This is a genomic window from Pantoea ananatis LMG 2665 (assembly GCF_000710035.2).
Classification (GTDB): Bacteria; Pseudomonadota; Gammaproteobacteria; order Enterobacterales; family Enterobacteriaceae; genus Pantoea; species Pantoea ananatis.
This window is the reverse complement of the sequence record NZ_JMJJ01000004.1, coordinates 1-20624: the sequence shown is the minus strand read 5'-3', so window position 1 is coordinate 20624 and position 20624 is coordinate 1. Positions and strand designations below refer to the sequence as shown.

At 53.1% G+C, this 20624-nt stretch carries 18 protein-coding genes and 1 pseudogene; 7 read left to right on the top strand and 12 right to left on the bottom strand.

Annotated features, from left to right (window positions below):
- Positions 1-33: 33 nt before the first annotated feature.
- The 9 genes and pseudogenes from lpxO to proB form a co-directional block, all read right to left on the bottom strand.
- Positions 34-945 (bottom strand): lipid A hydroxylase LpxO, encoded by a 912-nt coding sequence (gene lpxO / locus EL29_RS01935; RefSeq protein ID WP_028714858.1) that lies wholly within the window; start codon positions 943-945, stop codon positions 34-36.
- Positions 946-1246: 301 nt separating this feature from the next.
- Positions 1247-2994: pseudogene (locus EL29_RS01930) on the bottom strand (putative phage tail protein).
- Between the two features lie 199 nt (positions 2995-3193).
- Positions 3194-3484 (bottom strand): hypothetical protein, encoded by a 291-nt coding sequence (locus tag EL29_RS01925; protein ID WP_013024790.1) that lies wholly within the window; start codon positions 3482-3484, stop codon positions 3194-3196.
- Positions 3481-3828, bottom strand: coding sequence for a DUF7940 domain-containing protein (locus tag EL29_RS01920; RefSeq protein WP_013024789.1), 348 nt, complete (start codon positions 3826-3828; stop codon positions 3481-3483). The genes EL29_RS01925 and EL29_RS01920 overlap by 4 nt, the downstream gene beginning before the upstream one ends.
- Entirely contained in the window at positions 3825-4292 is a 468-nt protein-coding gene (locus EL29_RS01915; protein ID WP_013024788.1) for a lysozyme family protein, read from the bottom strand. The genes EL29_RS01920 and EL29_RS01915 overlap by 4 nt, the downstream gene beginning before the upstream one ends.
- Positions 4293-4488: 196 nt before the next feature.
- The gene (locus EL29_RS01910; protein ID WP_013024787.1) at positions 4489-4767 is read right to left on the bottom strand and encodes a transcriptional antitermination N peptide; all 279 of its coding nucleotides are present in this window, start codon (positions 4765-4767) and stop codon (positions 4489-4491) included.
- Between the two features lie 422 nt (positions 4768-5189).
- Complete coding sequence (locus tag EL29_RS01905) at positions 5190-5909, bottom strand: XRE family transcriptional regulator (RefSeq protein ID WP_028714857.1); 720 nt, start codon at positions 5907-5909, stop codon at positions 5190-5192.
- A gap of 359 nt (positions 5910-6268) precedes the next feature.
- The gene (gene proA, locus EL29_RS01900; RefSeq protein ID WP_028714856.1) at positions 6269-7522 is read right to left on the bottom strand and encodes a glutamate-5-semialdehyde dehydrogenase; all 1254 of its coding nucleotides are present in this window, start codon (positions 7520-7522) and stop codon (positions 6269-6271) included.
- 9 nt (positions 7523-7531) lie between these two features.
- Complete coding sequence (gene proB / locus EL29_RS01895) at positions 7532-8635, bottom strand: glutamate 5-kinase (RefSeq protein ID WP_014593015.1); 1104 nt, start codon at positions 8633-8635, stop codon at positions 7532-7534.
- 351 nt (positions 8636-8986) lie between these two features.
- Here proB and EL29_RS01890 point away from each other — a divergent pair, with 351 nt between their 5' ends.
- Positions 8987-10120 carry a porin OmpC gene (locus EL29_RS01890; RefSeq protein WP_014606495.1) on the top strand — a complete coding sequence of 378 codons (1134 nt, stop codon included), beginning with the start codon at positions 8987-8989 and terminating at the stop codon, positions 10118-10120.
- A 218-nt stretch (positions 10121-10338) separates the two neighbouring features.
- Here EL29_RS01890 and crl read toward each other — a convergent pair whose 3' ends face one another.
- From crl to gpt, 3 genes are all read right to left on the bottom strand, one after another.
- On the bottom strand, positions 10339-10740 hold the full coding sequence (crl, locus tag EL29_RS01885; RefSeq protein ID WP_015700889.1) for a sigma factor-binding protein Crl: 402 nt from the start codon (positions 10738-10740) through the stop codon (positions 10339-10341).
- Between the two features lie 119 nt (positions 10741-10859).
- Positions 10860-12113, bottom strand: a complete 1254-nt coding sequence (frsA, locus tag EL29_RS01880; protein WP_028714855.1) for an esterase FrsA — start codon at positions 12111-12113, stop codon at positions 10860-10862.
- Between the two features lie 115 nt (positions 12114-12228).
- The gene (gpt, locus tag EL29_RS01875; protein WP_014606498.1) at positions 12229-12687 is read right to left on the bottom strand and encodes a xanthine phosphoribosyltransferase; all 459 of its coding nucleotides are present in this window, start codon (positions 12685-12687) and stop codon (positions 12229-12231) included.
- 252 nt (positions 12688-12939) lie between these two features.
- Between gpt and EL29_RS01870 the strand changes: the two genes are divergently transcribed.
- The 6 genes from EL29_RS01870 (at position 12940) to EL29_RS01845 (ending at position 20577) form a co-directional block, all read left to right on the top strand.
- On the top strand, positions 12940-14397 hold the full coding sequence (locus tag EL29_RS01870; RefSeq protein WP_028714854.1) for a beta-Ala-His dipeptidase: 1458 nt from the start codon (positions 12940-12942) through the stop codon (positions 14395-14397).
- A gap of 273 nt (positions 14398-14670) precedes the next feature.
- A complete protein-coding gene (locus EL29_RS01865) occupies positions 14671-15663 on the top strand; it encodes an ornithine cyclodeaminase family protein (protein ID WP_014606500.1) in 993 nt (330 codons plus the stop codon).
- 27 nt (positions 15664-15690) lie between these two features.
- Complete coding sequence (locus EL29_RS01860) at positions 15691-16662, top strand: threonine ammonia-lyase (RefSeq protein ID WP_013024776.1); 972 nt, start codon at positions 15691-15693, stop codon at positions 16660-16662.
- 313 nt (positions 16663-16975) lie between these two features.
- The gene (locus tag EL29_RS01855) at positions 16976-18481 is read left to right on the top strand and encodes a sugar ABC transporter ATP-binding protein (RefSeq protein WP_028714853.1); all 1506 of its coding nucleotides are present in this window, start codon (positions 16976-16978) and stop codon (positions 18479-18481) included.
- Complete coding sequence (locus tag EL29_RS01850; RefSeq protein ID WP_028714852.1) at positions 18478-19479, top strand: ABC transporter permease; 1002 nt, start codon at positions 18478-18480, stop codon at positions 19477-19479. Before EL29_RS01855 ends, EL29_RS01850 begins: the two co-directional genes overlap by 4 nt.
- A gap of 30 nt (positions 19480-19509) precedes the next feature.
- Positions 19510-20577 carry a sugar ABC transporter substrate-binding protein gene (locus EL29_RS01845; RefSeq protein ID WP_014593006.1) on the top strand — a complete coding sequence of 356 codons (1068 nt, stop codon included), beginning with the start codon at positions 19510-19512 and terminating at the stop codon, positions 20575-20577.
- Positions 20578-20624 lie beyond the last annotated feature (47 nt).

The window sequence follows — 20624 nt, the reverse complement described above, 5'->3', positions numbered from 1 at the left end:
ACGCTGAGTGCTGTTCTGGCTGTCATTCCCTTTCTACATCACGATACTCGGCACGATGATCGCAAGGAATATCAGTACAATCGAGGAGTGCTTAACCCAGTAATAGACTGTCCTGTTCCGTTTTTTTAAATTCTGTCCGGCATCGCGAATCGCATTGACGTATTTAAAAATGCGGTTGATGAAACCCGTTTTGTCATTTTCGTCATTGGGTGAGGCTGCTGCCGACATCAGGGTACTGCCTACCCAGTGATTAATGGCCTGTGCCCAGCGCCACTTCATAGGACGCTCAATATCGCAGAATAAAATGATACGCGTTTGCTCACTTTCATTCTGTGCCCAGTGCACGTAGGTTTCGTCAAAAATAACCGCCTGCCCGTCGCGCCAGCTGTGACGTTGTCGATCCACCTCAATAAAGCAGCGGTCATCGTTGGGCGTCACAAGGCCGAGGTGATAGCGAACCGATCCTGCATAGGGATCGCGGTGTTTACCTAAATGACTGCCCGCCGGCAGCTCTGCAAACATCGCCGCTTTCACTGAGGGGATTTTACTGACCAGAGCCGTGGTGACCGGGCAGAGCTGCTGGGCAGACGGATGTGCGTCGCTATACCATTTAAGGTAAAACCGTTTCCACCCACGCTTAAAAAAGGTATTAAACCCTGCATCATTATGGCTTTTGGCCGCTTTGATATGATCCTGAAGACGTATTGCCTCTTCGCGAATGACCTGCCAGTTATCGGTCAACTCGCGAAGCTCTGGAAATTCCTCTGTCGAAAAATAGGGCTGTTTCGCTGGCAATCTTGAAAAGCCTGTCATGAACATATTAACAGGTGCCATAAAGGTCGAGTGATCAAACAACTGACGCGAGAACTTTTGTTTTTCTACACCGCGCGAGTGTGCATAGATTACGCTAATAATAAAAATACCAATAATGATGGCAGCCACCATACAACGTGTTCCTTATGTTGCAAGAATGGATGGTTTCTTGCGGAGATTTAATGGAAGAATAATTTTTAGTATTAAATTGCAAAATTTTTTGTCAAGTAGTGCGCTTTCAGGTGTTACTCCCGCAACCTGAGTTGACGTCGTTTAACAATCGTTTAAATAACAAAGACTGGCATCAATGCGTTCCACGAATATATCCGGCAGGCATTCAGATCCCGATAAAACCCAAGAGCGGCGGAAGAGACAGGTACTGCGCTTAAAGCAAAAAAAAGCGAGGCCGAAGCCTCGCGTAGGATTGCCAGCGTTAATCGTAATAAGGGACTTTACGATCGGTACCGTTAATATTGATGAGCACAAAACCCGTCGGCGTTGTTTTATTGGTCGGCGACCCCGCCGCCGTGGCGAGGGTTACCACGCCTTTTTCATTGGCGCCCACGCCCGCGACGCCATTATGTAACCCAAAGCGTGCGGCAGGCTTGAGCGTGCCCACTTTCGATACGTCATCCACCAGCGACAGGTCACTCTGAAACAGGGAACAGGAACCCGTATCAAAGCGCGTCGGACCGGTGGTTTTCAGGTTAAACATGGTTTCACCACTGTTGGCTCGCAGCTTAACCCAGATACCGGCATAGGTGGTTCCCACACGGTTATAGCGAATGTCCATCACCGCAGGCTGCCCCATATGGCAGGCATCTGCCCAGACCGTATCCAGCCGCTGCAGGTTGATCCAGGTCTTGCCCGTGCCGGGCATATTGACGGGCGAGCCTGCCGTACCTGAAGGCGTGGTGTTATCCGCTTTACCGATCAACTCAATGACCCACTGTTGATTAGGCGCCGGGAAAAATACCTGCCCAAGACGATACCAGTTATCCGTCTCCGTATTGTTCACTACCTTATAGCCACTAAAGTACCCGGCCCGTAGCGAACCGCTCATGAAAGTGCCGTAGTTCTCGTCACGTCGATAGCCGTACTCGAAGGTAGAAAGCCACTTGCCTGCCACAAGGTCCTGGCTGAGCTTTGAACCTGACTGCAGGTTAATATGACGCATTACCACGCGGGCGTTGTTCAGTATTTTGGGGTACTGCAGTTCTCGACGTTGAGCGTATCGATGGTCCAGCCGCCATCAGACAGATCGCCGGGATTGCGCGTATGTTCAATCCAGACGTTACGCATAATCGCCTGCGTCATACGCGGCATATACAGCGTGGCATCACCATAGCCCGTCTGGAAATTCGCATTGCATAACTCAACGGCCGTAGAGTGATCCCAGACGCCTTTGGGGGAACCTGACCAGCCGATATCGAAAACGCGCGAGTAGGTGGTATTGGTATAGATTTGCTCAAACTTACTGTCGAGCGTGTCCTGCAGCTTAAAGATGGTTCCACCGCTGCGCTGCCCCCGAAAGCAGCTGATATTAACGATTTGCCCTGCCATACAACTGTTTTCAAAAAACGGCTGAACATTGCTGCACATTTCAGGGGTAATGGTGGCCGTGTTGGTGACGGTATCCGCCGTGGCCTGTCCGTCCCAGGTAATCCCACGAATGGTGGTGCGCCGTGCCTGAACTTTGAACAGGGTATTGGCACTTTTATCTGACACGATGGTGGTGCCGGGCAGAGAACCCAGCGCCAGATCGTCCCCGGCCAGGCCAAAGAACGGGATTTCTGCATTGCTCAGATCCATGGGCATAATCAGAAAACGCCCGCCCGGGAAACGTACCGGCAATCCCTTCATATTCTGGCTGTAAGTTTGTGACCAGCCGAGAATACGTTTAAACGCATCGGTGTCATCCGTGACGCCATCGCCCTTGGCCCCAAAATGCAGGATGTTCACTTCTCGCGGATCGTTGATTGAACGCTTCCAGTAGAAGCCGTTTCCTATGGCTACCGTACCGCCATCATCTTTTAAAATCGTGGTGCCGGTAAACCCCACAAAATCGCCGCCGCCACGAAAGCTGGAATCTTTATCGTAGTAGCGTTTCAGTACGGCAATTTCACCTGGTTTTGACGGCATGGTCGTACGAAGCTCAGCAAATGAGTTAACTTCAATCATGATATCCTCCTCAGGATAATAGGCTGTAAATCAGAAGGTTAAAGAATCTTCGGCAGCGGAATGACCACACAGGACATCCCATAAATCGTTATGGCTGTTAATGGCGCGCACGGTGCGAATGTCGGCCTTATTGGCGTCATCGCCATGGGTATAAATCGGGGAAAAGAGGATGCAGGCTGAATCGCGATAAATGATGGGCTCAGGGTTGGTGATATTTGGACTGCTGCAGCTTGTCGCGAGCAGCAGCGTCATCAAGATTAAGGTTATCAGTCGCCACACGCTTCGCCTCCTCACTATTGCGTTGCTGTTGATGAGTAACATTCGCCATGCGATTTGCCTCTTGCCTGGCGCTGTCAGCTTCCGACCGGGCTTGCTGTTGCACCTTGCCGATTTTCTTACCTCCGACGTAGCTGGCAACGACGGCGATGATCAGTGCACCCATCGCCGCCAGCCCGTGCCAGCCGCTGGTAAACAGAGAAAAAAACGTCATGATGCCTCCTCTTTGCTCTGGCGCTTTTCATTCAGCAGGTTTTTCTGGCGAACAAATTGCGCAATGACGCCCATCGCCACCATAAAGGCGCCAATGAGACCAAGGTAATTGTGGGGAAGGATGCTCTTCACATCGTCAGGCAGCGTTTGCCACGCACTGAGGGCAGACGACGGAAATGACTGGACCCAGGCGCTGAGCATTGACCCCAGCGAAGCCAGCCATACAGACCAGGTTTTAAATAACAATTTGGCATGGGAAACGAACTGCAACGTGGTGAAACGCTGCATCAGCAGCAAAATAATGATGACGGTCAGCACGGCAATGATGAAAAATAACCATCTCATAGCAGCCCCCGGTAGATGTCATAGTTACCGCTACGCATGACTTCAGCATGACGCCTGACGCGCCCGGGGGTTTGCCGGGCCCAGAGACTGTTGAGCATGGCATCGCCCGCCTCCGTAAAATGCTCACGCGTGATGGCACTGAGCATATTTTTAAACTGCAAAACTCCGTCAACGCCCAGTTGGTATGCCATGCTCATCAACACATCGGTTCGTGCGTCATTGCACTTTGCCAGCGCCTGCTTCAGGGGAGCGCGACTTTGCATATCCGTGATTTTGTTTTCCAGAATGCACTGTTTCCACACATCGCCCACCCGACGCGGCACCCGCAGCACATAGTTACTTAATGACGCCCCTTTTGGTCCGATACGAATCCCTCCGGCAACCGTAGGAAACCCCAGTGAATCGAGATAGGGCATTTCGGCGTAACCTTCTTCGAAATTCAGTATTGCAATAATCTGACTCATAGAAACTCCTCAGTGATGATGCAGGCAGCCCATCCACCATGAAAAAACATAAAGCAAACTGATTAGTGCCAGCGATAAACGCAGCGGCAGAACGGTTAAAAATGCAGCAGCACTAACGTTTTGCCTAAAAATCAGGCACAGGAAGGGAGGATGGCGCGGCCTGCTACAGGCAGTGGATCGGTGACGGTCGTCGCGTTCAGCGAACCGCGTAAAGGTGAACATGGGGCAGACAGCAGTTATCAAAACCTGAAATCTCTTTGCTTCTCCGCTGTGGCGCGCTTACCGCGCGGTCAACCACAGAAGTAACCTGCCGCTGACAAATTTGTTCAGCGCGTCGCAAAGGTCGGGGTTCGGGTGGGTAGTTAAGCGCATCGTCGATGCTTTGTTTGAGACGGTTGAGAGGTTGACGCCGCTGATGACGGCGGGTACGTGCGTTGCCGATGAAAACGCTTTTGCCATAGTGAATTATCGCCATAACTCCTCCTGTGAATGAGTCTTTGGCGATAGGGTGGCTGGCGAGTGTTTTGGGTCTGAAGAACAGGCTCGAATGTCGCTGAAAGCTGTTCGCAGGCGCACCTCCCGGCTGAATAATCAGTCAGGTGGAAGGGTCAGCAAAAGGGAACAGGCGGCATCTGACGACGCTGCATTAGGCGCATCCACCCCATCCCAAAGCTCATTAGCTTTTGGGGGGGTTGATTCGCGCTTGTGCAGCGCCTCAATTGTTTAAGAGCGTTTCATCCATGAGGTAACACGTTGTTTCATCCATGTTCAAATTATTAACAGGTTCTTATGCTTTATCAAATACCACTAGTTAATTTATTTTTAACTGAAAGTTAACTTTTTGAATTTAGGCCGATTATTTTTTTACAGAATATGCGGGCAGGCCTGCTGGATGGCCTATCCCAGAATATGATACTGCCGGGCCTGACTCATAATGACTTTAGCCAGTACGTTTAAACTCCCGACATCGTCTCTGTCGAGATACCAGGTTTCGTAACGTTTGTTGTCCGATATGACGGCAATTCTTTTGTGTTGCAGCTGCAGACGCTTGAGATACAGCTGCTCATCCAACGTAAAAATGTAGATACCGTCTCCGTCAAAATTCTGAACGCTTATGTCAACAAACAGCTGATCGCGCGGGCCAAAGGTATCGGACATGGCATCGCTGTTTATGGCAATGAGCCGGATATGGTCGGCAGGACGGCCGCTGAACAGAACCCGGGCCTCATCCTGATCGTATTCAATGGCCTGAATGATTTTGACAAAATCATCGCCTACCGCTGACTTTTGCCCTAAATCAAAACTGTTCACGCGAAAGGTGTTTTTTGGGCCGGGAAATGCGTGAAGGGGATAGGATTCCGGAGGCTGATCCATACCGTGTTGCAGCCACTCAACCCTGACGCCCAGTAACTGGCTGAGCGCGAGTAAATTGCCATTATCGGGTACGGACTGCGCGTTGAACCATTTCCACACGCCCGGTGCTGAAATCTTGCAACCCTGGCGTTGTAACGCACAGGCGACCTGTTTATTGCGTCCGTGTCCAGTAATGCCCGCACTTTCGCAGGCTGCAATCAGCCTGGCGGTGAAAGCTTGTCTGGTACTTTCTTTTTTAACCATTAGTTAATAATTGACCGTGAAAGAGGCGCTGAATGTTCTTTTCATTTTTGCTACCAGTTCATTTTATATTACCGTCAGTTTACTACCTAACAGCATGACTTAGCATTTCTGATTATTTGTCACCCTATCACCGCACAGCGAACCACAAAATGCGTCGGCAAGCCGCGTGCAGTCTCACTTTTCAGTCATTCTTTGTAAAAAAAGGCCAGGCTACTGAATCGTCCTGGTCGATCAATATCATTCTGACGGCTTAAAAACGCATCAAAAAACGCAAGACTCTACCATTGAGTGGCGCGGAAAAAGCAGCATAAAAAAAACGGGAGCCTGAACAGGCCCCCGTTTTATTTTAAAAAATGCAGTTATGCACGCAGGGTGTCATCACCCCAGGCAATCCATTTGTAGGTGGTCAGCGCTTCAAGCCCCATAGGGCCGCGGGCGTGCAGTTTTTGCGTACTGACGGCAACTTCTGCGCCCAGACCGAACTGTGCGCCGTCGGTAAAACGTGTACTGGCGTTCACGTACACCGCAGAAGAGTCCACCTGCTTCACAAAGCGGGCCGCATTCTTGGTGCTACGCGTCAGGATAGCGTCGGAATGTTGGGTGCCATGCATACGGATATGCGCAATCGCCTCATCCATATCAGCGACCAGTTTGACGTTCAGATCGAGCGACAGCCACTCATCGTCATAGTCGCCCGCTTTCACGGCCGTTACGCTGGCAGGCCCCTGTTGCAGCCGCGTCAGAACATTGGCATCAGCATGTAAGGGGATATTTTCTTCGGCCATGCGCGCAGTAAAAGCCGGTAGAAAACGATCGGCAATCGCGGCGTCAATCAACAGCGTTTCAAGCGAATTACAGGCGCTCGGACGCTGTTTTTTGGCATTGACGATGATGTCCAGTGCAGGGGCAATGTCCATGGTGTCATCGATATAAATATGGCAAACCCCGATTCCACCGGTGATCACCGGGATAGTAGAATTTTCCCGGCAGAGCTTATGCAGGCCGGCCCCCCCGCGCGGGATCAGCATATCCACATACCGATCCAGTTTGAGTAGCTGATTGACTAACTCACGATCCGGATTTTCGATAGCCTGAATCGCCGCCGCCGGTAAACCGTGCTGCTGAAGGGCAGTCTGAATCACCCGCACCGTCGCTGCATTGGTGCGCCACGTTTCTTTCCCGCCGCGCAGAATCGCGGCGTTGCCGGTTTTCAGGCACAGGCTGGCGACGTCCACGGTAACGTTTGGACGCGCTTCATAAATAACCCCCACCACGCCAAGCGGTACGCGACGGCGCTCAATGCGCAGCCCACTGTCCAGCTGGCCGCCATCGATCACCTGCCCGACCGGATCGGCTAACTGGCAGACCTGGCGGACATCGTTGGCAATCGCGCTGAGGCGCGCCGGCGTTAAGGTCAGACGATCGAGCAACGCGGCGCTCATACCGTTCTGTCGCGCCTCGGCCAGATCCTGCTCATTCGCCGTTAAAATAATCTCACTTTCTGCTTCAAGTCGGTCAGCAATCGTGAGCAAAACCTGATTTTTTTCGACTGCGGACAGGTCCGCCATCGCCCAGGCTGCGGCACGCGCCGCCTTTCCCATTTCTTCAAGCATATCTGTTCCTTAGCTGACGATCATATCGTCACGATGTACCGCAACTGGCCCGTACTCATAGCCCAGAATTTCGCTTATCTGTTGACTATGATGCCCTGCGATCATGCGCATCGCGTCGCTGTTATAGCGCGAAACGCCGTGGGCGATATCGCGCCCCTGCAGGCTGCGGATACGGATGACTTCTCCACGGGAGAAATTGCCCTGAATCTCACGGATACCTTTTGGCAGCAGTGAGCTGCCGCGCTCGATAATGGCGGCAAGCGCGCCGTCGTCCACGGTAATTTCGCCTGCTGGCGGGGCACCAAAAATCCAGCGTTTGCGGTTTTCAAGCGGCGTTTGCTGCGCATGAAACAGGGTGCCCACCGGCTTGCCCGCAATCACATCGCTAATGACGCCGCTGCGGCTGCCTGCAGCAATAATCACATCGATACCGGCGCGGCAGGCAACGTCTGCGGCCTGCAGTTTGGTCGACATTCCGCCCGTTCCCAGTCCGGACACGCTGCCGCCCGCTAAGGCGCGCAACGCATCATCGATAATATGCACATCGCTGATTAATTCCGCCTCTGGATTATTACGTGGATCGGCAGTAAACAGCCCCGGCTGGTCGGTCAGTAAGAGCAGCTTGTCTGCCCCACCCAGCATGGCTGCCAGCGCAGACAGGTTGTCATTGTCACCCACTTTGATTTCAGCGGTGGCAACCGCGTCATTTTCATTGATGACGGGCACGATGTGGTTATCCAGCAAGGCACGCAAAGTATCGCGCGCATTAAGAAAGCGTTCACGATCCTCCATATCGGCGCGAGTCAGTAACATCTGACCGATATGAATGCCGTAGATGGAAAACAGCTGTTCCCACAGTTGAATAAGACGACTTTGCCCCACCGCAGCTAACAGCTGCTTTGAGGCGATGGTAGGCGGCAGTTCGGGGTACCCCAGATGCTCACGACCGGCCGCCATCGCGCCGGAGGTCACAATCACAATACGATGGCCGGCGGCGTGCTGTTGCGCGCACTGACGCACTAATTCCACCATGTGCGCTCTGTTTAACCGACGCGAACCGCCGGTAAGAACGCTGGTACCCAATTTGACCACAAGGGTCTGACTGCCACTCATGTTGTCCTGCCGTAAAAAATTTCTGTGAACCGACTTTTTAACAGGTGCAGTGAGGGAAGCCAACAGCCAGTAAGGGAAAAACTACAAATTTCGCAGAGCGTCAATTAGACCAAAAGTTCCCTGTTAACAACAAAACATCAAAATTGTCATAAAAAGTTCATCATTGATCGGTAAAAAGTCCGTGTTTTACAAACTTTTTCATTGATGCCTCAAAAGTTTTCTTGTTGTAACAAGGCGGCAACTGAATGCCCCCCGGCCTGTTCACTGAGCAGCCGGAGAATAAAGGCAGCCATGCCTGTAACAGGAAGACGTTGAGGACAAAAAATTTTTACTCATTGGGATTGATAGCAAATGAAGAAAAGTACACTGGCAATCGTGGTATCTGCTCTGGCCCTGACCTCTGCTGCGCAGGCCGCTGAAGTTTATAACAAAGATGGTAACAAGCTGGATTTCTACGGCAAGGTTAAAGCCGAGCATTACTTCAGCGACAATGCCGGTGCTAACGGCGATAAATCTTACGTGCGTATTGGTTTTAAAGGCCAGACGCAGATTAACGATATGATGACCGGCTACGGCCAGTGGGAATATCAGTACAACGCCAACAACTCAGAAGGCTCCGATGCCAACAACGGCAACAAAACCCGTCTGGGCTTTGCCGGTCTGAAATTCTCTCAGTACGGTTCATTTGACTACGGCCGCAACTACGGCGTGCTGTATGACGTTGAGTCTCTGACTGACGTCTTCCCGGAATTTGGTGGTGACGGCACGGCACGTACCGACAACTTTATGGCACAGCGCGCCACTGGCGTAGCCACCTACCGCAACACCAACTTCTTTGGTCTGGTGGATGGTCTGAAGTTTGCTCTTCAGTATCAGGGTAAAAATGATGACAAGAGCGCGAACACACGTGGCTTAGGAACGAATAACGCCATCGATACAAGTCGTCAGAATGGCGACGGCTATGGCGCATCACTGGGTTATACCATTGCTGATTCAGGCGTGAGCGTGCTCGGTGCGATTACCTCTTCTGACCGTACCAATGCCCAGCAGGCAGGCGCATATGGTCACGGCGATAAAGCCACCTCGTGGGGCACCGGTCTGAAATATGACGCCAACAGTGTTTACCTGGCAGCGATTTACACCGAAACGCGCAATATGACGCCAATCAGTGGAACCAACCGCGTCGCGGGCGGCTCCGTTTCTGGCTCTGCCAACAAAGCAGAAAACCTGGAACTGGTTGCGCAGTATCAGTTTGACTTCGGCCTGCGTCCATCCATTGGCTACGTGCAGACCAAAGGCAAAGATATCGAAAACGGTATCGGCAACGAAGACCTGGTTAAATATATCGACGTGGGCGCGACCTACTACTTCAACAAAAACATGTCGACCTTTGTTGATTACAAAATTAACCAACTGGATAAAGACAATAAGCTGGCGCTTAACAACGATGACGTTGTTGCTGTTGGCCTGACCTACCAGTTCTGATGAATCTGAGTCTTGCCTGGCGAGAGGGACTGTCGAGGGAATGACGGCCCGCGCTATGGAGAGGCTTAGTGCTTTACCCTCAATGTGAATGTGTCTGCTAAAAGGGCGAGTTGCAAAACTCGCCCTTTCCTTTTCCTGTCGCCCCATGACTCTGTCTGCCTGCAGATACTCTGGCTGCCTGAGGCGGGTACAAAAAAGGCCCTCGCAGGGGCCTGATGTCAGGCGCTGAGTTTTACCGGTTTTTCATCAAAATCACTGGCAGGCACCAGATCCAGTTCAAACTCTTTCAGCATCTCTTTTAGACGGCCGTGGAAATTACGTAACGTTTCTTCCACGCGGGCGTTGTTATCTTTGCCCTTGATCGTAGCGACAGACCAGTCGCCTTCTTTGTCAAACAGACCAATGTGATAAACGTAGGTAAAGTGATCGGCGTGCGCTTCCAACTCCATCCACCAGCCCCAGAACTCACGCAGTTCGGGCGCAGGTTTTACATTCACGCAGGCAGCCAGGCAGTCGAAGAAAAAACGGTTTTCACTACACTTTCCATCACGGATGTAAGGTCCCAGTTCCGTGAAGCGTTTAAGCAGGCGACTGCGGGGATGGCCACTCGGTAACGTCATGCTAATTCTCCATAAGGACAGGCTTTATATTCCGAACCGTAGCAGCCATGCTGCTCTGTCTTTCGACGATCCGAATGATTCCAGCTAGTAGTTGTAGCAAACACGGCAAATTTTGCCAGCTATCTTTGCAAACGTTGTGCCAGCCAGTCGCTGATTTCATTAAGTGCCTTATCAAAACTGGCGATCACCGGTTTTACCGGAATTAACAAGGCCTTACCCTGCGACGAGGAGTTAGCGATTAATTTGCTTTCCTCTTCCGGGCTAAAGAGATCGTTTGTCCAGTAGGCGGACAACATTGGCGTTGAGGTTCTGCGCCCCAGCAAGCCCTGATTTTTCAGGGAGTAGCTAAGCAGTTCCGCCCGCAATGCGCTGTCCGTGGTGCCCGTCATGCCGAGTCGGCTGGCAAGCATATCCATATACATATCCGGCACTTTGTTCTGCAGAGGAGCCTGCGTCAGCAGACTGTGTACGATCGGTCCCAGACAGGCCACGGCTTTAAGCCGCTGTGATTCGAGATAGGCCAGACGGACCGCCACATTGGCACCAAAGCGAAAGCCCAACGCGGCAACGCGTGTGTGATCGATCCAGGGGACAGAGGTCAGGTCACGCAGGACCTGCTGATGCAGAAAGCTGGTATCCTGGCTGAGCTTCCACTTCATCGAATTGCCCACGGAAGGCATATCCAGCGTGAGCATGGCAATGCCACGCGGTGCCAGATAGTCATGGAACAGACGATAATGATCGGTTTGTAGCGAATCCAGCGCGCCGCAAAACATGACGGTGGGATAAGGCGCGTCCACGCCGGACGGCATATGCAAAAAGCCGCTTACCGGGCTGCCGCCCTGAATCGGAAAGGTGAGCGTTTTAAGCTCTCCGGGTAGCCGTTGGGTTGCCTCTTCATAAGCGCGGCTGGCCAGCGTCTGCGCCTGATCGGCCAGCTCATCGCCTTTTATATAAGGATACGCCGCCACGCTGTAGAGATGCGACGCATGTAACCAGTCGTGACCAGCCCGATCGTGTTCGTCGGTGTTCGCGTCAAGTGCCCGCTGCTGCCAGATGCCCGCCTGCCTGCTCCACTCGTAGTTCCAGTTACCGTTACGGTAACCGATGACCGTATCCAGCAGCGCCGAATTGGTGTGCTCAACATCGCTGATGGCGATTCGCGCCAGCACCTCACTAATCTCCTGGGAGGGCAAACCACGCCAGGCCCACATCAGCTTATTAAGCATCCGGTACCAGCCACGCTGGCTGTCCCCATCCAGCGCAGAATGCACCTCATGTGTGGCGTGACGACGCAGTCGCACCAGGGTCGAGGTTTCAGGGTGTTTAAAACGAGGCTTGAACAGCTCAACGCTCAGGTTTTTGCCAGGCATATTACCTCTCTGACAGCATTAACAGCGGTAAGTAAGTGTACTGTACCGCAAAACAACTCGCGAGGCGCAGAAAGCACAACGCCCGGAAAACCGGGCGTTGTTTGTGTTACATCAATCAGCTTTTTACAATCGGCGGAATATAGACCACGCCCATGTCCCATGGCTGCTCAATCCAGGTGTTCTGAGGGATATCAACGATATAATCGTCAACCAGCTCACGGCCCGCAGGCTTAGCAAAAATGGTGCAGAAACGGGCTTTTGGGTACATTTCGCGAATGGCCTGTGCGGTGCCGCCGGTATCAACCAGGTCGTCAATCACGATAAAGCCTTCGCCATCGCCTTCTGCGCGCTTTAACACTTTCATTTCGCGCTGGTGATCGTGATCGTAGCTGGAAATACAAACGGTATCGACATAGCGAATACCCAGTTCACGTGCCAGCAGCGAAGCCGGTACCAGACCGCCGCGGCTGACTGCAATGATGCCTTTCCACTGTTCAACAGGAAGCAGGCGTTGAGCCAGTTTACGGGCATGAATCTGCAGCATGTCCCAGGTAACGACGTATTTTTCGCTCATAAATAGGTATCCCAGCCAGTCAGTGTGGCTTAAAAAATGTGCAACGGGGAAAAGGTTGCGCGAGATTATAAGGACATGACGCGCTAAAAACCAGCACCTGGCTTCTGGTTGCGGCTTTTTAACGCGTTGAATATCACACCGGGTGAGAAACAGTGATATTCTCGCCCTATCTCGTCGGTATACTGACGGCGATCTTTCACTGGAACTTCGCAATGTCCGGCCTGGCCGGCGCACTGACACAGGAGACTTGTCGTGTCTGAATTGTCTCAACTCTCTCCACAGCCACTGTGGGATTTTTTCGCTAAGATCTGCTCTATTCCGCATCCTTCTTTTCATGAAGAAGCACTGGCAAGCTATATCGTTGGCTGGGCTAAAGAACAAGGTTTCTGGTGTGAGCGCGATCAGGTAGGCAATATTCTGATCCGTAAACCAGCCACCCCGGGGATGGAAAAGCGCACCCCGGTGGTGCTGCAGGCTCACCTTGATATGGTGCCGCAGAAAAACAACGATACCGTTCACGACTTCACCAAAGATCCTATCCAGCCTTATGTTGATGGCGAATGGGTGAAAGCGCGCGGCACGACGCTGGGTGCCGATAACGGCATTGGCATGGCGTCTGCGCTGGCCGTCCTGGCGGACAGCAGCCTGACTCACGGCCCGCTGGAAGTCTTGTTGACCATGACCGAAGAAACCGGCATGGATGGCGCGTTTGGCTTACAGCCTGGCTGGTTGCAGGCCGATATTCTGATCAACACCGATTCGGAAGAAGAAGGTGAGATTTACATGGGTTGCGCAGGCGGTATCGACTTTATCACCACGCTCCCCCTGACTCGTGAAGCCGTTCCGGCTGGTAGCGAAACCCTGAAGCTTACGCTGAAAGGTTTGCGTGGCGGCCACTCCGGCGCAGATATTCATATGGGCCTGGGGAATGCCAACAAGTTACTGGCTCGTTTCCTTGCCGCCCATGCCGCAGAGCTGGATTTACGTCTGGTGACGTTCACCGGGGGAACGCTGCGTAACGCGATTCCACGTGAAGCCTTTGCGACCGTGTCTGTTGACAGCAGCAAAGTGGACAACCTGAAATCGGCAGCCGCCAGCTTCCTGGCTGCGTTGCAAAATGAACACGGCGTGAAAGAGAAAAACATCGCCTTTGTCAGCGAGCCGGTTGCCCATCAGGGTGATGCGCTGACGACAGAGAGCCGCGATCGCTTCCTGAATTTGATGAACAGCACGCCAAACGGCGTGATCCGTAACTCTGACGTTGCCAAAGGCGTGGTTGAAACCTCACTGAACGTCGGCGTGGTCACGATGGAGGCCGATAAAGCAGAAATTAACTGCCTGATTCGTTCGCTGATCGATACCGGCCGCGATTACGTTGTGCAGATGTTAACCTCACTGGGCCAGTTGGCAGGCGCGCAAACGAAGCCGAAAGGCGGCTACCCTGGCTGGCAGCCAGATGCAGATTCGCCCATTATGGCACTGACCCGTGAAACCTACATGGCACTGTTCAACAAGACGCCTAACATTCAGGTTATTCACGCAGGCCTGGAATGTGGTCTGTTCAAAAAGCCTTATCCAGATATGGATATGGTTTCAATTGGCCCAACGATCACCGGTCCCCACTCACCCGATGAGCAGGTGCACATCGAGAGCGTCGGTCTTTACTGGAAACTGCTGACGACGCTGCTGAACGTGGTACCCGAAAAGTAATTCCAGCGCGATAACGTCTCTGAGGGTTTATGTTCATCATAAACCCTTTTTTATTGCCCCTTTTGGCCCCCTCTCTCGCTACCCGGCTCTGACTTAGCATGCGCTTTCGCTATCGCTCGCTAAAACAGCTAAATGCGTTTATTCCACCCGCAAATTGACATTTTCTGTTGTACCGCCGATGCAATAATGCGCATTAGCCAAACTGCCTCCGGCCACGGCATCATGCCTTTTGTGTGACGGAGAGGCCTTCTTCACTGCGCAATGAGAGGGTGCATGAATACGTTATTGCTTACCAAACAGGAAGTCCGTCAGCTCATCAGCACCGACGACGTCATTGAGGCCGTAGAAGAAGCCTATAAAGCGTTCAACAGCAACCTGGTGGAACAGCCGGATTATATTGGCCTGCATCTCCCCGAAGCGGGAGGGGAAATCGACTTTAAAACCAGTTATTACAAAACCAGTGAACTGATTTCGATGAAGGCTTCCTCCGGTCCTTTTCCCCAGAATCCGGTGGAATATGGCCTGCCGGGCGGCATGGGTACGGTAATTTTATTTGATGCCCGTAGCTGTGCGCTGTGCTGCGTCATGGACGGCAGCCTAATTACCGGCCTGCGAACCGGCGCCTCGGGTGCCGTTTCTGTGAAGGCGCTGGCGCGCGCCGGGGCAAAAAAAATTGCGATGATAGGCACCGGCAATCAGGCCAGGATGCAGATCAGCGCCATTGTCAGGGTAATGCAAATTGAGGAGATTCATGCGTGGAGCCGAACGCCAGCAACCCGTATTGCCTTTAAAAAGGATATTGAAAGCGCGTTTGGCATTCCGGTGATTGTGGCTGAGAGCTGTCAGGCCGCGGTGGAGCAAGCCGATATTGTCATTACCACCACCCGAGGCAAAGGGCCGCTGGTCGAAGCCAGCTGGATCAAGCCCGGCACCCATATCATCGCCATCGGCACCGACCAGCGCGGCAAGCAGGAGTTCGATCCGCAGATTTTCAGCCGGGCAAAAATCGTTGTCGATTCCCTGACCCAGTGCACGCAGAAAGGGGAAACCTGGCACGCGCTGGACAGAAACATCATCAGTGAAAACGCGATTCATGCTGAGATAGGTGAAATCTTGCTGGGCAATAAACCGGGCAGAGAGAACGAGGCGGAAATTACCTTTTTTGACTCCACCGGACTGTCCATCCAGGACAACACGACCGCCGGTAAAATTTACCGCAAAGCGATTGAAAAAGGCGTCGGAACCCGTTTTGCGTTTTTTGAATAATTTTTCGTCCAGACGAAGGTAACCGCTATGACGCGTCAGTATCCTACCCTGCAAGATATTCACGAAGCGCAACAGCGCATTGCCGCCCATATTCGTCACACACCCTTGCTGCGCGCTGAGAAAATTGAAAAACAGGTGGGCTGCCAGCTCTATCTCAAACCGGAAACGCTGCAAATTACCGGCGCGTTTAAAATTCGCGGTGCGTTAAATAAAGTGCTTTCCCTGCCCGTTGAAGCCTTTGCCCACGGCATTATTTCAAGTTCATCAGGCAATCATGCGCAGGGCCTGTCGTATGCGGCCAGCATGCTGGGCGTGAAAGTGGTTCTGGTGTTGCCGGTAACGACGCCGAAAATCAAAATCGAGAACACCCGGGCCCTGGGTGCGGAGATTATTCTCTTCGATGGCGACAACGCCTCGCGCTGGAAAAAAGTCTATGAGATTGCCGAGCTCAACAACTATGCGGTGGTGCATGGCTTTGAAGATCCGATGGTTATGGCCGGTCAGGGCACGATCGGCTGCGAAATACTGAATGATTTACCGGATGTGGATACCGTGATCGTTCCGCTGGGCGGTGGCGGGCTTCTTTCCGGTGTCGCCACGGCCATCAAAGAATCTCGCCCCGCTGTCAGGGTCATTGGGGCTGAGCCAGCCCTGACGCCGAAATATTATCAAAGCCGGATCAACCAGCAGCCCACCTCCCTTCCGCTGCTCAACACCATCGCTGACGGCTTAAGAATTAGCGTACCGGGACGTAATCCCTACCCCATTATTGAGAGGTACGTCGACGAGATTATCGTGGTGGATGAAGAACATATTATTCAGGGCATGCGCGTGCTTGCGAGGGATGCAAAATTGATTGCGGAACCGGCCGCTGCAATCGGTCTCGGTGCGCTACTGGCGGGATCGGTTAGCCTGCAACCCGACGAAAAAGTGTGTGTGCTGCTCACTGGGGGAAACTGGGATCTGGCCGACTTAGCCGAGGTTTACGCATTCAAATAACCTGCCCTGCCCCCGTTTTAAAGATTAACCGGGTCACGTTGGCCTTCAGCATCCCAGCGCGCGCGCATTCTTTCCTGATGAGTGAAAGCGCGTCACAGCGTTACTGGTGCCTGCGCAGCATAATCCGCTGGAGTAAGCCCACTTCCTGCCGCTAAATCACCAACTTACTGCGCTTCCCCAGCTTTAGCCGCCATTATGTCCAGATGTCTGGATGGCTAATAAGTTTCTGTGCTAACTTATGCGCTTTCGGCTGTTGCCGTGCCTGATGCTTCAGGAAAAAATGTGGTCAGTGACTTTAATGGAGATCCCTGCAATGCGTGCTTTAAATCGCCTTGAGATGCGTAACATCTCCATCGATTTTGGCGGATTTGCCGCGTTAACGTCGGTGGATTTTCAGAGTGAAGGCCACTCGGTTCATGCTCTGACCGGGGCCAATGGTGCCGGTAAGTCTACGCTGATGGCGGTGCTCTCGGGCGCCCACAGTCACTACAGCGGCGAGATTCTGCTGGACGGTAAACCGGTGTCGATTCGCAGCCCGCGAGACGCGAAGCAGTTGGGCATTCACCTCGTACAGCAGGAGGTGGATGTGGCGCTGGTGCCGCAATTAAGCGTCGCCGAAAATATTCTGCTGGATCAGTTGGCCGAGCCCGGCCACGGCTTTCGCTGGGGCGATATTCGTCGCCAGGCGCGCCAACTGCTGGCCCAACTGGATGCCAGCATAGATGTTAAACGCCCGGTAGAGCGCTGCTCGCTGGCGGAGAAGCAGCAAATTCTGCTGGCGAGAGCCCTGTCGCATCACTGCCGCTTTCTGATCCTCGATGAACCTACTGCGCCGCTAGACCAGCACGAGAGCGAACGCCTGTTCGCCGTGGTCCGTCGCCTCCAGACCAGCGGCATTGGCGTGGTGTTTATTTCTCACCGCATCCACGAGCTGAAAGCCATTTGCGATCGCCTGACGGTGCTGCGCGATGGACGGCTGATCGAAAGCGCCCCGATGGCTTCGCTGAGCGGTGAGCAGATTGTTGAAAAAATGCTGGGGCATCCGTTAACCGATATTTATCCCCCGCGTCGCCCCTTTCAGCCGCAGTCCGTGCTCATGGCGGTGGAGGGTTTGCATGATGAACACCTGCTACAGGATATCTCGCTGCGCCTGCACAAAGGCGAGATTCTGGGCATTGCCGGTCTGGCCGGTGCAGGGAAAACCGAACTCTGCAAGGCGCTGTTCGGTGCCAGTAAGAGCCGTGTTTCAGGCGGTGAACTGCACGGCAAACGCTGGAAACCGCGATCGCCACACGACTCGGTGCAACAGCGCATGGCGCTGGTGCCAGAAGAGCGTCGCAAAGAAGGCATTTTCATTGATGAATCGGTGGCGATGAACCTGAGTATCAGCGCAGACGACAGTTTTTCCCGCTGGAGCCTGTTTGGTCATCGTCAGGCCTGGCGCTGGGCAGAGGAGGTTATCCGTCGTCTCAGCGTACGTACGACAGGCCCGGCGCAGCAGTTGCGTCGTCTCTCAGGTGGTAATCAGCAAAAAGTGGCGATAGGCAAGTGGTTACGCAACAACGCCGACGTACTGATTTTTGATGAACCCACGAAAGGCGTGGACGTTAAAGCCAAAACGGAGCTGTTCACGCTGATCAGCAACCTTGCCCATGAAGGCAAAGGCATTATTTACGCCTCTGGCGAATTTTCTGAACTGGTCGGCTTATGCGACCGTATTTGTGTGCTCTGGGATGGACGTATTGTGGCGGAGTTAGAGGGACGGCAAGCCACAGAAGAGACACTTTTGCTCTATTCCACCGGAGGAACCCCTGCGTGAGCAGTAAAGACTTATCCCTGAATGCAGCGTCTTCCTCGCTGCGCCATCAACTGTTCGATTTCCTGTACAAGTGGGGCATGCTGCTGACGGTAGTGATATTGATCGCAGCCTTTGGTCTGGCATCCGACAGTTTTCTGGAGCCGAACAATATCATTAATATCCTGCGATCCATCGCCATCGTGACCGTCATTGCGGTGGGCGTTTCCGTGTCGCTCACCGTGGGCGGCTTCGATCTTTCCGTTGGTTCGACCGCCTCACTGGCAAACGCCCTGGTGATTTCGTTATTCGTCTGGTACGGCTTTGATACGACGGCGGCTATCGCAATTACGCTGGCCCTTTGTACGCTGGTCGGCCTGTTCAACGCCTTCCTGATCGTGGTGCTGCGTATTCCCGACATGCTGGCAACACTCGCCACCCTGTTTGTGATTCAGGGCGTGGCAATGACCTACAGCTTTGGTGGCTCGATTACGGAAAATATGGTGTTGCCCAGCGGCGACATGGCTGAGGGCACAATTCCGGCAACCTTTAACCTGCTGGGCCAGGTGCCCACCATCGTCATTATCATGTTGGTTGTCACGGTCGTTGCACAGCTGGCGCTATCCCTGACAAAGCACGGTCGCCGCATGTACGCGTTGGGCGGTAATCCCGAAGCCGCCAGACTTTCGGGTATTCGTACCACGCGTTATCGCGTACTGGCCTATGTTATCGCCTCATTGTTAGCGGGGCTGGGCGGTATTCTGCTGGCCTCACGCATTGGATCGTCGCAGGTGAATGCGGGCAGCGGTTATCTGATGGATGCCGTCGCTGCGGCCTGGATCGGCTTATCCCTTGCCGGTTCAGGTAAACCGAATGCGCTGGGTACGCTACTTGGTGCCGTTATTCTTGGCGTGCTGCAAAACGGTCTGGTGATGTTATCCGTGCCCTATTACGCCATGGACATTATTAAAGGGCTGGTGCTGGCTTTAGCACTGGCTATCACGTACGTTCAGCGCCGCTGAGGCGCGTTCCCCTTACTGGAGTTAAGAATAATGAAAAAGATAACACTCTCGCTGCTGGCATTAAGCCTGCTAAACGCCAGCGCAGCGTTTGCCGACACCGTTACGCCCGTTCCTGCCGCTATCGCTAACCATGAAGGGCCGATCCGTATTGCGGTTATCCGTAACCTTGGCTCAGACGACAACACCACGCAGTTTGTTGCGGGGGCGATTCAACAAGGCCGCCAGTTGGGCTTTAAAGTCAGTACGTTTCTCAGCAACGGCGACGATGCGCGCTTTCAGGATTTCGTGAATCAGGCCATCAGCCAGAAATACGACGGTATTGTTCTGTCACATGGCAAAGCGCCATACGCCAGCGCGCTGGTAAAACGCATTGCGGACGCTGGTATTAAAGTCTCGGTATTTGATACACCGGTGGATACTCCGATTCCGGGCGTTACGGTGACAGCTCAGGATGATGCTTCTCTGGCTCAACTGTCTCTGGGACAGTTAATCAAAGATTTCAACGGTAAAGCCAACATCGTTAAATTATGGGTAGCGGGTTTCCCACCGATGGAACGTCGTCAGGTGGTTTATGAAAAACTGCTGAAAGAGAACCCGGGCATTCATCAACTTGAGTCGATTGGCGCGGTATCAACGGATGTTCAGGGCGACACCGCCAATAAAGTGGGCGCTATTCTGGCGAAATACCCCAAAGGCAAGATCGATGCCATCTGGGGCGCGTGGGATGCGTTCAGCCAGGGCGCTTATAAAGCGCTGCAGGAGAATGGCCGTACAGAGATCAAACTGTACAGCATTGATGTCTCCAATCAGGATTTGCAGCTGATGCGTCAGAAAGGCAGCCCGTGGGTACAGACCGTCGCGGTCGATCCTAAAACCATCGGAGCCGTAAATATGCGCCTGGTGGCGAACAAGATTGCCGGTGAAACCACCCCAGCGACGTATGAATTCAAAGCCGCGTCGATTTCTCAGCAGGCGCTCAACAGCCATCCAGGTGCGGTGAACGTGGCGTCGCTGAACAAGATTATTCCAGGCTGGGGCAGTAATGAGGATTTCGTCCAGCCGTGGTTTGCGACGCTGGAAGCGAAATATAAGAAGTAGGTGTTCGTCGCCGAACAGGGGTGGTTAAGGCTTGCCGCCTGAGCGGC